General features: G+C 63.2%; 11 protein-coding genes. 9 read left to right on the plus strand and 2 right to left on the minus strand.

All coding sequences use genetic code 11. From position 1 onward, the window contains the following. Positions 1 to 8 precede the first annotated feature (8 nt). Positions 9 to 917 (minus strand): DMT family transporter, encoded by a 909-nt coding sequence (locus ACEN84_RS28895; protein ID WP_112717708.1) that lies wholly within the window; start codon positions 915 to 917, stop codon positions 9 to 11. A gap of 107 nt (positions 918 to 1024) precedes the next feature. Between ACEN84_RS28895 and ACEN84_RS28900 the strand changes: the two genes are divergently transcribed. Beyond that, positions 1025 to 1900: a LysR family transcriptional regulator gene (locus ACEN84_RS28900; protein ID WP_199625243.1), complete on the plus strand. Its 876-nt coding sequence runs from the start codon at positions 1025 to 1027 to the stop codon at positions 1898 to 1900. Here ACEN84_RS28900 and ACEN84_RS28905 read toward each other — a convergent pair. After that, positions 1869 to 2867: a GlxA family transcriptional regulator gene (locus tag ACEN84_RS28905; RefSeq protein ID WP_413711464.1), complete on the minus strand. Its 999-nt coding sequence runs from the start codon at positions 2865 to 2867 to the stop codon at positions 1869 to 1871. The two genes, ACEN84_RS28900 and ACEN84_RS28905, sit on opposite strands and share 32 nt — an antisense overlap. A gap of 100 nt (positions 2868 to 2967) precedes the next feature. On the opposite strand from ACEN84_RS28905, the gene ACEN84_RS28910 reads away from it, so the two are divergent. The 8 genes from ACEN84_RS28910 (at position 2968) to ACEN84_RS28945 (ending at position 13277) form a co-directional block, all read left to right on the plus strand. Further along, complete coding sequence (locus ACEN84_RS28910; protein ID WP_413711465.1) at positions 2968 to 3870, plus strand: 3-keto-5-aminohexanoate cleavage protein; 903 nt, start codon at positions 2968 to 2970, stop codon at positions 3868 to 3870. 7 nt (positions 3871 to 3877) lie between these two features. Next, positions 3878 to 5371, plus strand: a complete 1494-nt coding sequence (locus ACEN84_RS28915) for a carnitine 3-dehydrogenase (protein ID WP_413711466.1) — start codon at positions 3878 to 3880, stop codon at positions 5369 to 5371. 377 nt (positions 5372 to 5748) lie between these two features. Further along, positions 5749 to 5964 carry a hypothetical protein gene (locus ACEN84_RS28920; protein ID WP_199625247.1) on the plus strand — a complete coding sequence of 72 codons (216 nt, stop codon included), beginning with the start codon at positions 5749 to 5751 and terminating at the stop codon, positions 5962 to 5964. A gap of 115 nt (positions 5965 to 6079) precedes the next feature. Then, the gene (locus ACEN84_RS28925; protein WP_112717696.1) at positions 6080 to 7669 is read left to right on the plus strand and encodes an ABC transporter substrate-binding protein; all 1590 of its coding nucleotides are present in this window, start codon (positions 6080 to 6082) and stop codon (positions 7667 to 7669) included. Positions 7670 to 7761: 92 nt separating this feature from the next. Further along, complete coding sequence (locus tag ACEN84_RS28930) at positions 7762 to 8769, plus strand: ABC transporter permease (RefSeq protein WP_413711467.1); 1008 nt, start codon at positions 7762 to 7764, stop codon at positions 8767 to 8769. Next, on the plus strand, positions 8766 to 9593 hold the full coding sequence (locus tag ACEN84_RS28935) for an ABC transporter permease (protein WP_130281027.1): 828 nt from the start codon (positions 8766 to 8768) through the stop codon (positions 9591 to 9593). The genes ACEN84_RS28930 and ACEN84_RS28935 overlap by 4 nt, the downstream gene beginning before the upstream one ends. After that, entirely contained in the window at positions 9586 to 11217 is a 1632-nt protein-coding gene (locus ACEN84_RS28940) for an ABC transporter ATP-binding protein (RefSeq protein ID WP_413711468.1), read from the plus strand. The genes ACEN84_RS28935 and ACEN84_RS28940 overlap by 8 nt, the downstream gene beginning before the upstream one ends. A gap of 56 nt (positions 11218 to 11273) precedes the next feature. Next, on the plus strand, positions 11274 to 13277 hold the full coding sequence (locus ACEN84_RS28945; protein ID WP_413711469.1) for a CocE/NonD family hydrolase: 2004 nt from the start codon (positions 11274 to 11276) through the stop codon (positions 13275 to 13277).

The raw sequence follows: 13277 nt of genomic DNA on the forward strand, positions 1-13277 counted from the left end.
GCGGAGCATCAGCCTTTCGCCAACGCGCGCCGGCTCGACCGCAGGTCGCCCGCCGTATGCCAGACGACGGCCGCGACGATCACGGCGCCGCCAAGGAGCGTCGCCAGCGGCGGCTGCTCGGCGAAGAACAGCCAGACCCAGAAGGGCGTCAGCACGATTTCCATCGTGCCGATCAGCGCCGCCTCAGCCGGCGGCATGCGCCGGGCGCCAGCCAGGAACAGGACGAGTGCAATCGAGAAATTCGTAGCGCCGAAGGCCGCCAACACCACCCAGTTATAGGTATCGATCGAGCCGACCGAACCGAAGGGCGAGAAGATGGCGAGCGTCAGGAAGGCGCTGACGATGGTCGGCGGCAGGCTCGGCACGCCGGGGCTGATGCGCGGGATGACGATGATCAGCGCGAACGATGCCGTCATCCCCAGCGCCAGCAGATCGCCGAAGCCGGTTCCGCCGCCGATCGACGAGGCAACGATGATGATGACGCCGAGAAGGCAGGCGCCGCCGGCAATCATCGTGCGGCTGCCGACCCGCTCCTTGAGGAGGACCCAGCCGAGGAGTGCGGCGATGAAGGGAGCCGTCGCATAGATGACGGCGACATTGGCGACGCTCGTGGTGTAGAGCGCGCCGATGAAGCAGGCCTGACAGAAGGTCTGGCAGGCGATCATCGCGATCCCCGAGGGATGGAAGATCGAGGCCCACTGCTTTCTCGACAATCCGCCTTCGAGGAAGAAGCTCGGTATCAAGAGAAACAATCCGCCGAACAGCGAACGCCAGGCGATCGTCGTCCATGCGTCGATGGACAGGAGACGTGAATAGATGCCGCTCGCGCTCCAAGCCAGCGTGGCGGCAACTACCAGAATGACGCCCTTTTCGTGCTCGCTCAGGCCGAGCGGGCGGACGTCTGTATGGAGTGACATTGGTTTTCCCGAACCAGAGGTCTGATTTGCTCTGTTTGCTACCGTTCTTGACATTAAGCAAACGAATAGTTGAGATAGCTGCCATCTGATTTTTTTGTGGCTTGAGAATGCGTCAACCCATCGAAAGCGATCTGCTGCGCACCTTCCTTGTCGTCGTCGAGACGTCGAATTTTTCGTCGGCTGCGCAGGCGATCGGCCGGACGCAATCGGCCGTCAGCGCACAGATCAAGAAGCTCGAGGAAACGATCGGCGAGACGCTGTTCGAGCGCGGCGCCCGCGGCGTCGTGCCGACGCGCTGGGGGCTGCAGCTTCTCCCCTACGCACAGCGCGTCATCGACCTCCTGGATGAAGCGGCGGCAACGATCCGCACCAAGGAGCTGGACGGCCCCGTCCGTATCGGCATCCCCGAAGAATACAGCCAGACGGTGCTGCCGGCAGCGCTTGCGGCATTCGCCGTCCGCCACCCGGCCGTCGAGGTGACGGTCTCCTGCGACTACACCGTCAGGAACCTCGCGGCACTGGAGCGAGACGAACTCGATCTCGCCGTCGTCTTCGACTGGGGCAACCAGTCGAGCGGCGAGGTTCTCTGTATCGATCCGACCGTCTGGGTGACGTCGCAGGTCCACCGCCTGCACGATCTCGACCCGATGCCAATCGCCATCTACAGGAATTCGAACTGGTGCCGGGATTTCGCCCTACGATCCCTCGACCAGATGGGGCGGCGCTACCGCATCGCCTTCATTGCCGACACCAGCTCGGGCCTGCAGAATGCCGTCGTGGCCGGGCTTGCTGTGACGACGCTGTCGCGCAGCCACATTCCGCCGGGCTGCCGCGAACTGACGGCCGATGACGGCTTTGCGCCGGTCGATACGTCCAAGGTCGTGCTGCGGCGCAACCCCTATCACTCGACCGAGGCCGTGCGCGAACTGGCCGACATGGTGCGTGACGCCTTCAAGCCGATCGGCTATCAGGCGCTGGTGTAACCGGGCGGCGCAGGCGCCTGCGGGTGTCGGACGGGCTTTCCGAGAAGCTGGCGCGATAGCTGCGGGCAAAGGCGGAGGCTGAGTTGAAGCCGGTGGCGGCGGCGATATCGGCGAAGGAGGCCTTGGTCTCGATGACTTTGCGCCGCGCCGCATTGAGCCTCAGCGCCAGATAATGCACATGCGGCGGTGCGCCGATGCTCTCCTGGAACAATCCCTGCAGATGACGGGCGCTGACGCCGACGCGTTTGGCGATGCGGCTGAGCATCACCGGCTGTTCGATATGCTCTTCCATCAGCCGCACGGCCGACGCCACGCGCGGATCGCGCATGCTGAGGCCCGCGGCGGAGGGCGAAAGCTGGCTTTCGTTGTGGAACGACACCTGCTCGTAGCTGAACAGACGGCTGACCTCGAGCGCCAGCGAATAGCCCTGCCGCTGGCGGATGATCTCGAGCATCAGGTCGACGGTCGGCAGCGGCCCTGCCGTGGTCAGCCGCTTTCCGTCGATGACAAAGCGGTCCTTGACGGCCTTCACCTGTGGGTAGGCCAGCGAAAAATCCTCGAAATCCTCCCAATGGATCGTCGCCGTCAGGCGGTCGAGAAGGCTGGATTCGGCGAGCAGCCATGTGCCGGATTCGATCCCGGCGATGACGCTGCGACGGCGCGCCGCCTGCGAGAGCTGCATCTTCAGCGTGGCCGTGGCGCTCTGCCGCCAGTTGTAGCTCGCGAGAACGAAGAGCGGCGCGTCCTCCCGCGCGGCGCTGAATGCACCGGCTGCAGGCACCGGAATGCCGCTCGTCGTCAGCACCGGAGCGCCATCTGGCGTCAGCAGCCGCCAGCGATAGAGCTCGCTACCGGCGATGCGGTTTGCGCCGCGCATCGGCTCGATGACGGAGGCCAGCAGAATGAGGTTCGTCTCCGGCAGGACGAGAAGATCGAGATCGAGGCGGTCGTTAGAGCGGGTGAGCATGAAGTCTCCAGATTACCGATACTGTATCAATCACTTCCGTTAATGCAAAGCATGGGCGTCCCGATTGCCGCGTAATGGGTGCAATACGAGGGAGAACACGATGCCTCTTGCGATGAACCGCGATGTCTTCATCACCTGCGCCGTCACCGGCTCCGGTGACACGGTTTCCAAATCCAGCCACGTTCCCATTACTCCCAAGCAGATCGCGGATTCCGCGATCGACGCCGCCAAGGCTGGGGCGGCCGTTGTTCACTGTCACGTTCGTGATCCGGAGACCGGCGCCGCCAGCCGCCGCAACGATCTCTACCGCGAAGTGACGGACCGCATTCGCTCCGCCGATGTCGATGTCGTCTTGAACCTGACGGCCGGTATGGGCGGCGACCTGATCTTCGGCGATGTCGAAAGGCCGCTGCCGCTTAACCCCGCCGGAACCGATATGGCCGGCGCCAGCGAGCGTGTCAGCCATATCGCCGAATGCCTGCCCGAGATCTGCACGCTTGACTGTGGCACGATGAACTTCAGTCTCGGCGACTACGTCATGACCAACACGCCCTCGATGCTGCGGGCGATGGCGAAGAAGATGACCGATCTCGGCGTGCGCCCCGAAATCGAGGCCTTCGACACCGGCCATCTCTGGTTTGCGAAGCAGCTCGCCGAGGAGGGGCTGATCGAGGATCCGGTGCTGATCCAGCTCTGCATGGGTATTCCGTGGGGTGCGCCGGATGATCTCAATACCTTCATGGCGATGGTGATTAACGTGCCGAAGAACTGGACCTTCTCGGCCTTCTCGATCGGCCGCAATGCGCTGGCCTACCCGGCTGCCGCGGTGCTTGCCGGCGGCAATGTGCGTGTCGGCCTCGAAGACAATCTCTATGCCGGCAAGGGTCTGCTCGCCACCAACGCGCAGCTGGTCGAGAAGGCCGTGCAGGTCATCGAAGGCATGGGCGCGCGCATCATCGGGCCGGATGCCGTTCGCGAAAAACTGAAGCTCAGCAAGCGTTGAGGGCTGCATGATCAAGATCAACAAGGCAGCCTGTGTCGGCGGCGGCGTCATCGGTGGCGGATGGATCGCCAGGTTCCTGCTTGCCGGCATCGATGTCGACGTATTCGACCCGCATCCGGAAGCGAGCCGCATCGTAGGCGAGGTGATCGCCAATGCCGAGCGCGCCTATGCGATGCTGACGGGCGCCCCCCTCCCCCCGCGCGGCAAACTCACGTTCTGCAAGACGCTGGAAGAAGCCGTCGTCGATGCCGACTGGATCCAGGAGAGCGTGCCGGAAAGGCTCGATCTCAAGCGCAACGTGCTGACCCAGATCGACGCCGCATGCCGTCCGGACGCGCTGATCGGCTCCTCGACCTCGGGCCTGCTCCCGACCGATCTGCAGCGCGACATGCAGTTTCCCGACCGGCTCTTCGTCGCCCACCCCTACAACCCGGTCTATCTGCTGCCGCTCGTCGAGATCGTCGGCGGCGAGAAGACCAGCCATGCGACGATCAAGGCGGCGATGGAAAAGCTGCCGCCGATCGGCATGAAGGGCGTGCATATCGCCAAGGAGATCGAGGCCTTCGTCGGCGATCGTCTTCTGGAGGCGCTATGGCGCGAGGCACTATGGCTGATCCACGACGACATCTGCACGGTCGAGACACTCGACGATGTCATCCGCTATTCCTTCGGCCTGCGCTGGGCGCAGATGGGCCTGTTCCAGACCTACCGGATCGCCGGCGGCGAAGCGGGCATGCGCCACTTCCTGGCGCAGTTCGGCCCCTGCCTCGCCTGGCCCTGGACGAAGCTCACCGATGTCGTCGACCTCGACGATGCGCTCGTCGAAAAGATCGGCCAGCAGTCCGATGATCAGGCCGAAGGCCGGTCGATCCGCGAGCTGGAACGCATTCGCGACGAAAACCTGACCGGCATCCTGCAGGCGCTGAAAGCCGGCGACGGTGGCAAGGGCTGGGGCGCCGGCAAGCTGCTGAAAGATTTCGAGCACTCGCTCTGGGCGGGCGCGAAAGCGGCCGAGCAACCGAAGACCTCCGGCCCGCTGCGGCTCGTCGATACGAAGGTCAGCCCCGCCTGGGTCGATTACAACGGCCACATGACCGAACACCGCTACCTGCAGGTCTTCGGCGACACCACGGATGCGCTGCTGCGGCTGATCGGTGCCGGTCTTTCCTATGTCGAGGCCGGACACAGCTACTACACCGTCGAGACCCATATCCGGCATCTCGGCGAGGCCAAGCTTGGCCAGGCGATCTATGCGACCTGCCAGCTGCTGTCGGTGGATGAAAAGCGGCTGCACGTCTTCCACAGCATCTGCGATGCGGCAAGCGGCGAGGTGCTCGCGACCGGCGAGCAGATGCTGCTGCATGTCGACTCCAACGCCGGCAAGGCCGTTCCGGCGCCGCCGGAAATCCTGGCGGAGGCGAAGGCGATCGCCGAGGCTCACGCCTCGCTCCCCGCCCCGGATGGCGCCGGCCGCCATGTCGGGCAGAGAAAGCAGGGATGAGACGATGATCTGTCTGCCGGCCTCCATCTCCGAAAGCAGATCCCGCAAGGCTGCGCCTTGCGGAGCTTCGGAATGGGCGGCCAGCAGCAGCACAGAAATCACTCAATACAACCAGAGAGATAGGCGCCGATCCTCATCTGCAGGATCGGCCTCTTGCTATTCGACTTCAGCACAGCTTGTAACCGTCAATGCAAAATCGCCCTTCGGGCGAGCATATGCTCGATATGTCGCAGACGATGTATATGATGTCGTTTCACCGGCCCCCCGGCCGGTCAAAGTGGCCCTTAATTCGATCCTATGCATATTCATTGCCGGGGCGGCTCTCAAAGGCTCCCCCGCAGAAAGAGCGGAGGTAGCCTAGGTTGAACGGACGTAGCTTGACCACCTTTGAGCTGCTGACTTCCCTGCCCTCCGCCGCAGCCAAAACGCATGCGGCACGCTGTCGTCTCGCCATCGCGGGCGCCATCCTTACCCAGAATTCCGATCTTCAGGAAACAAGCCGGACAAAAACAACCGCCGGCATTCCCGATCGCCGCGCCATCAAGCTGGCGCCCAAACCCACGCGCAATCGTCGAACCGAGAAAGGAAGATAAGGGCGGCACCAACCGCGACGTTTTCCCGAACGAACATGGACCTGGCACCGGAAGAGGAAACCGGTTCTGCGGTCCACTTGCCAATTCTTCAATCGAGACAAGAAGGAACAGGGGAATGAACGACTACACCAAATATCTCGCAAGCCGCGTCACCGCAGGCGGGCTGAACCGCCGCGAATTTCTGGGACGCGCCATGGCTGCCGGCCTGACGCTTGCCGTCGCCGACAAGCTTTTCACCGAAAGCGCCGAAGCCGCCGAACCGAAGCGTGGCGGCCATCTGAAGCTCGGCCTTGAAGGTGGTGCCGCCACCGACTCCAAGGACCCGGCGAAGTTTCTCTCGCAATTCATGTTCTGCGTCGGCCGCTGCTGGGGCGACATGCTGGTCGAATCCGATCCGCTGACCGGTGCCGCCGTTCCATCGCTTGCCGAATCCTGGGAACCGTCGAAGGACGCCGCCACCTGGACCTTCAAGATCCGCAAGGGCGTGAAGTTCCACAATGGCAAGGAACTGACGATCGACGACGTCGTCGCAACCCTGAAGCGCCACACCGACAAGAAGTCGGAATCCGGTGCGCTCGGCGTTCTCGGTTCGATCAAGGACGTCAAGGCCGACGGCGGCAACCTCGTTCTGACGCTGACCGAAGGCAATGCGGATATGCCGCTGCTGCTGACGGACTACCACCTCGTCATCCAGCCGAATGGCGGCAATGACGATCCGCTCGCCTCTATCGGTACCGGCCCCTACAAGCTCACGAGCTTCGAGCCCGGCGTTCGCGCCACCTTCGAGAAGAATGCCGACGACTGGCGTTCGGACCGCGGCTATGTCGATTCGATCGAAATTATCGGCATGAACGACGCGACCGCCCGTATCGCCGCGCTTTCTTCGGGTCAGGTGCACTATATCAACCGCGTCGATCCGAAGACTGTCGATCTCCTGAAGCGCGCGCCGACCGTCGAGATTCTTTCGACTTCGGGCCGCGGCCACTACGTCTTCATCATGCATTGCGACAAGGCGCCGTTCGACAATAACGACCTGCGGCTTGCCCTGAAATACGCCATGGACCGCGAGACGATGGTCAAGAAGATCCTCGGCGGCTACGGCAAGGTCGGCAACGACTTCCCGATCAACAATACATACGCCCTCTTCCCCGAGGGGATCGAACAGCGCGCCTACGATCCCGACAAGGCGGCCTTCCACTACAAGAAATCAGGCCACAGCGGCTCCGTGCTGCTGCGCACCTCCGAAGTCGCCTTCCCGGGCGGCGTCGATGCCGCCGTTCTCTACCAGGAAAGCTGCAAGAAGGCCGGCATCGAGATCGAGGTCAAGCGCGAGCCGGGCGACGGCTACTGGACCAACGTCTGGAACGTCCAGCCCTTCTCGACCTCCTACTGGGGCGGCCGCCCGACGCAGGACCAGATGTATTCCACGGCCTATCTCTCGACGGCCGACTGGAACGACACGCGGTTCAAGCGTCCCGACTTCGACAAGCTGCTCCTTGAAGCACGCTCGGAACTCGACGAGACCAAGCGCAAGGACATGTACCGCACCATGGCGATGATGGTGCGCGATGAAGGCGGCCTGATCCTGCCGATGTTCAACGACTTCGTGAACGCCTGCTCCAAGCAGGTGAAGGGATATGTCCACGATATCGGCAACGACATGTCGAACGGCTATGTCGCCACCCGCGTCTGGCTCGATGCCTGACGGCCGGGGGCTTCCCCGCCATCTCTGACTGAACCAGGACCGCAAGCGCAAGGCTTGCGGTCCCCCTGACGTTTCAGCGCGAGGCCTTCGCCATGCCCAGTTCATCGACCGGCAACCCTTTGCCGGGTCTCAGATTCCGACAGCGCTTTCCGCTGCTCGCCCTCATCATCGAGCGCTTCGTGCTCTCGCTCGTCCTGCTCTTTGCCGTATCGATCCTGATCTTCGGCGGCCTCGAAGCGCTGCCTGGCGATTTCGCGACGACCTATCTTGGCCAGTCGGCAACGCCGCAGGCGGTCGCCAATATCCGCCAGGATCTCGGCCTCGACCGGCCGGTGACGACCCGCTACGTCGAGTGGCTCGGCAATGCCGTCCAGGGCGATTTCGGCACCTCATGGGCCAGCAAGAACTCGGTCAGCGAGCAGATCGGCAAGCGCTTGGGCAACTCGCTGTTCCTGGCCGGCTTCGCCGCGCTGATCTCCGTACCGCTCGCCGTCGCGCTCGGTATGCTCTCGGTGCATTTCAGAAACCGGATGCCGGACAAGATCATCAACGTCATTTCGCTCGCGGCGATCTCGCTGCCCGAGTTCTTCATCGGCTACCTGCTGATCATGTTCTTCGCAGTGAAGCTCGGCGTCGCGACCTTCCCGGCGACCGTCTATGACAGCATGGGCTTCGTCGAGCGGCTGAAGGCGATCACGCTGCCGACAGCAACTCTCGTGCTGGTCGTCCTTGCGCACATGATGCGCATGACGCGGGCTGCAATCCTCTCCGTCATGTCGTCGGCCTATATGGAGACCGCCGAACTCAAGGGTCTCGGCGCCTTCCGCTCGATCGTCAAGCATGCGGCACCCAATGCGCTGGCGCCGATCATCAACGTCGTGGCGCTCAATCTGGCCTATCTGGTGGTGGGCGTCGTCGTCGTCGAGGTGGTCTTCGTCTATCCCGGCATGGGCCAGTACATGGTCGACGCCGTCACCGTGCGCGACATGCCGGTCGTCCAGGCCTGCGGCCTGATTTTCGCCGCCGTCTACATCTTCCTCAACATGATCGCCGACATTCTGGCGATCGTCGCCAACCCGAGACTGAGGCATCCGCGATGAGATTGAGAGATATCCCCATCACCGCCTGGATCGGCATCATCGGCATCGTCATTGCCTTCATCTTCGCGATCTTCGCGCCCTGGATCGCCCCCTATGGCGAGACCGAGGTCGTCGGCAATGTCTGGCAGGTCGCCGACAACCAGTATTTCTTCGGCCTCGACAATCTCGGCCGCGATATCCTTTCGCGGCTGATCTACGGCGCCCGCACCACGCTCTTCGTGGCGCTCGGCGCAACGCTGATCTCTTTCTCGCTTGGCATCCTTCTGAGCTTCACGGCCGCCGTGTCGCGCGGGATCATCGACACCGTCTTCTCGCGCTTCAACGACCTGATGATGTCGATCCCGACGCTGATCTTTGCGCTCGTGGTTCTCGCCGTGCTGCCGCAGAACATCGTCATCCTCATCCTGGTCATGGCGATCCTCGATTCCACCCGCGTCTACCGCCTAGGCCGCGCCGTAGCGCTCGATGTCGCGGTCATGGAATTCGTCGAGGCCGCCAAGCTGCGTGGCGAAGGCAAGCTCTGGATCATCTTCCGCGAAATCCTGCCGAATACGCTTTCACCGCTGCTGGCCGAATTCGGCCTGCGCTTCGCCTTCTCCATCCTCTTTCTCTCCACCCTCTCCTTCCTCGGCCTCGGCATCCAGCCGCCGGCCGCAGACTGGGGCGGCATGGTCAAGGACAACAAGGACGGGATCATCTTCGGGATTTCCGCAGCGCTGGTTCCGGGCACGGCGATCGCCGCGCTCGCGGTATGCGTCAATCTCGTCGTCGACTGGCTTTTGAAACGCACATCCAGCCTCAAGGGAGGGCGCGGCGATGCCTGAGCTTCTTTCAGTTCGCAATCTGAAGATCGAGGCCACCAGCTATCCGCCGGGCGAGCCGCCGAAGCGGGTGACGATCGTCGATGGCGTTTCCTTCGATCTGCAAAAGGGCAAGGTTCTCGGCCTGATCGGCGAATCCGGCGCCGGCAAATCGACGATCGGCCTTTCGGCTCTCGCCTATGGGCGTGGCGGCGCCGAGATCACCGGCGGCGAAGTTCTGCTCGACGGAGAAAACATCCTGGCGCTCGGCAAGGGCGGCATCAGGCAGATCCGCGGCGCCCGCGTCTGCTACGTCGCGCAGTCGGCGGCAGCAGCCTTCAATCCGGCGCACAAGCTTGGCGATCAGGTGATCGAAGCCTCCGTCAAGCATGGCCTGATGACCAAGGAAGAGGCGCGCAAGCGCGCACTTTATCTCTTCCAGGTGCTGGGTCTCCCGAGTCCCGAAACCTTTGGCGACCGCTTCCCGCATCAGGTCTCCGGCGGCCAGCTGCAGCGCGCCATGACAGCGATGGCGCTCTGCTCCAATCCGTCGCTGATCGTCTTCGACGAGCCGACGACGGCGCTCGACGTGACGACGCAGATCGACGTGCTCGCGGCGATCAAGCATGCGATCGAGGAGACGCATACGGCGGCCCTCTACATCACCCACGACCTTGCCGTCGTCGCCCAGATCTCCGACGACATCATGGTTCTCCGCCACGGCAAGACGGTGGAATATGGCAGCGTGCAACAGATCATCGAGGCGCCGGCGCAGGACTATACGCGCGCCCTGGTGAACGTCCGGCAGGCGGCGCGCGACGAAGCGCTGGATCAATCCGGCGCGCTGCTGAAGGTCGAGAATATCAGCGCCGAATATTCCAACGGTTTCAAGGTTCTGCACGGGGTTTCTCTTCACGTGCCCAAAGGACAGACGCTCGCCGTCGTCGGTGAATCCGGTTCGGGGAAATCCACCCTTGCGCGGGTGATCACCGGGCTGCTTCCGCCGAACGAAGGCAAGATCGTCTTCGATGGCAAGCCGCTGACGCCGAGCCTTCGCAACCGCCCGAACGACGACTTGCGGCGGATCCAGCTGATCTACCAGATGGCCGATACCGCGATGAACCCGCGCCAGACGGTGCGCGATATCATCGGCCGTCCGCTGACCTTCTATTACGGCCTGCGCGGCGCGAAGAAGACGGCGCGCGTCAAGGAACTGCTCGACCAGATCGAGATGGGCAACGGCTTCATCGACCGCTATCCGGCCGAGCTTTCCGGCGGGCAGAAGCAGCGCGTGGCGATCGCCAGAGCACTTGCGGCAAAGCCGGAGCTCATTCTCTGCGACGAGCCGACCTCGGCACTCGACCCGCTGGTCGCCGAGGGCATCCTGAAGCTTCTGATGCGGCTTCAGGAGGAAGAGCAGCTCTCCTACATCTTCATCACCCACGATATCGCCATCGTCCGGGCGATTGCCGATAGCGTTGCGGTGATGCACCGTGGCAAGCTGGTGCGGTTCGGGCCGAAGTCTAAGGCGCTTTCGCCGCCCTTCGACGATTACACCGACCTGCTTCTGAAGTCGGTACCGGAGATGGAGATCGGCTGGCTGGAGCGCGTGCTGGCGACGCGGCGGATGGAAAGCGCAGGCAACTGAGATTTCGGGGCGGCGCAAGCCGCCTCGTTCCCATGACAGTGCATGAAGGAAAAGACATGACCGCGCGCGGCTTCACGACGATCGAGAACCAATTGATCACGCTCAAGGATGGGACGCGGCTTGCCGCCCGCATCTGGATGCCGGATGAGGCGGAGAGCGATCCCGTCCCCGCGGTTTTCGAGTTCCTGCCCTATCGCAAGCGCGACGGGACCTGCCTGCGTGACGAGTCGACCTATCCGGTCTTTGCCGCGGCAGGGATTGCCGGTGTGCGTGTCGATATTCGCGGCTCCGGCGAATCCGACGGTGTCATCGACGGGGAATATACCGAGCTCGAGCTTGCCAATGCCTGCGAACTGATCGCCTGGATTGCGGCGCAACCCTGGTCGAACGGCTCCGTGGGAATGATGGGCATTTCCTGGGGCGGCTTCAACAGCCTGCAGGTGGCAGCACTGCGCCCGCCAGCGCTGAAGGCGGTCATCTCCATCGCTTCCACGGTCGATCGCTATAACGACGATATCCATTACAAGAACGGCTGCCATCTCTCGGCACAGCTTTCCTGGGCCGCAACCATGCTCGGCTATCAGTCGCGGTCGCCCGATCCCGCCCTTGTCGGCGCGCGCTGGAAGGAGATGTGGCTGGAGCGGCTGGAACACGAACCCTTCTTCATGGAAGAGTGGCTGAGCCACCAGCGCCGCGACGGCTTCTGGCAGCATGGCTCGATCTCCGAGGATTTCTCCAAGGTCGAGATTCCGGCGCTCGTGATCGCCGGCTGGGCCGACGGCTATCGCAACACCCCGCTGATGGCGGTCGAGGGGCTGGGCGACAAGGCGAAGGCGCTGATCGGCCCCTGGGTGCACAAATACCCGCACTTCGCCTGGCCGAAGCCTCGCACCGATTTTCATGGCGAGGCAATTGCCTGGTGGAACAAGTGGCTGCGCGGCGAGGACAACGGCATCGACCGGCTCCCTCAAACGCGTGCCTATATTCTCGACGCCATCCGCCCTGCCCCGCGCCGCGATTTCGATCCCGGCTTCTGGATCGCCAAGGACTCCTGGTCGAAGCCGGAGATGCAGTGCTTCTGTGTCGAGCAATTCGGCAAGCTGACCGAGGGCATGCCGATCCCGCAGGCGCCGGAACATGCCGTCTATCTGCGCTCGCCACTCGATACCGGCACGTCGTCGGGCGAATATTTCACGCTGAAGCCGGATGCCGAAATGGCGCTCGACCAGCGCTCCGACGATGCGGGCTCGCTGACTTTCGAGACCGTGCCGCTTGCTTGTGATCACGACTATCTCGGCCGCCCGGTGCTGACGCTTGCGCTACGCACGCTGGCAAGGACCGGCAATCTCTGCGCCCGTCTCGTCGATGTGCATCCGGATGGGACGGCAACCCGCGTCACCTTCGGGGTGATCAATCTCACCCATCGCGACGGCAATGCGGAGCCGGAGGCACTGACATCAGGTGAGAAGGTCTCGATCCGCCTCGAACTCGATGCCTGCGGCTATCGCTTCCGCAAGGGGCACCGGATCCGCCTGGCGATCTCGACCGCGTATTGGCCGATGATCCTGCCGCCGCCCGAAGATGCCGGTGTCGAGATCGACATCGCCTCGCTCGGCCTCGGCCTGCCGCTGCTCGGCGCGCATGAGAAGATTGCGATCCCCGAGCCTGAAAACCCCGATCCGTTGCCGAAATATATCGAGCATGCGCCTGGCGTCACCAAGCGGCAGGTCCTGAAGGACCTCTCGGCCAATCGCACCGACTACCGCATCCACGAGGATACCGGGCTGTTCGAACATCCGGATACCGGCCTCTCGACCCGGCAGCTGCGCGAAGAAGTCTGGTCGATCACGCCGGGCGCCCCCCTGTCGATGACCGGTATTTCGACCTGGACCTGCGACATGCGCCGCCCGGACTGGTTCGTGCGGACGGTGGCGACGGCAAAGATCGCCTGCACTGCCAGCGACTGGATCATCAGCGCCGTGGTGACTGCCTATGAGGGTGAGGTGCAGGTCTTCGAGAAGGTGTTTGCGGAAATGCGCATTCCCCGTGACCTGATGTAA

The organism is Rhizobium sp. Rhizsp82, assembly GCF_047325115.1.
Classification (GTDB): Bacteria; Pseudomonadota; Alphaproteobacteria; order Rhizobiales; family Rhizobiaceae; genus Rhizobium.

Coding starts and splice junctions, on each gene's coding strand:
- ACEN84_RS28895 (WP_112717708.1), bottom strand. CDS start 917: ATGTCACTCCATACAGACGTCCGCCCGCTCGGCCTGAGCGAGCACGAA.
- ACEN84_RS28900 (WP_199625243.1), top strand. CDS start 1,025: ATGCGTCAACCCATCGAAAGCGATCTGCTGCGCACCTTCCTTGTCGTC.
- ACEN84_RS28905 (WP_413711464.1), bottom strand. CDS start 2,867: ATGCTCACCCGCTCTAACGACCGCCTCGATCTCGATCTTCTCGTCCTG.
- ACEN84_RS28910 (WP_413711465.1), top strand. CDS start 2,968: ATGCCTCTTGCGATGAACCGCGATGTCTTCATCACCTGCGCCGTCACC.
- ACEN84_RS28915 (WP_413711466.1), top strand. CDS start 3,878: ATGATCAAGATCAACAAGGCAGCCTGTGTCGGCGGCGGCGTCATCGGT.
- ACEN84_RS28925 (WP_112717696.1), top strand. CDS start 6,080: ATGAACGACTACACCAAATATCTCGCAAGCCGCGTCACCGCAGGCGGG.
- ACEN84_RS28930 (WP_413711467.1), top strand. CDS start 7,762: ATGCCCAGTTCATCGACCGGCAACCCTTTGCCGGGTCTCAGATTCCGA.
- ACEN84_RS28935 (WP_130281027.1), top strand. CDS start 8,766: ATGAGATTGAGAGATATCCCCATCACCGCCTGGATCGGCATCATCGGC.
- ACEN84_RS28940 (WP_413711468.1), top strand. CDS start 9,586: ATGCCTGAGCTTCTTTCAGTTCGCAATCTGAAGATCGAGGCCACCAGC.
- ACEN84_RS28945 (WP_413711469.1), top strand. CDS start 11,274: ATGACCGCGCGCGGCTTCACGACGATCGAGAACCAATTGATCACGCTC.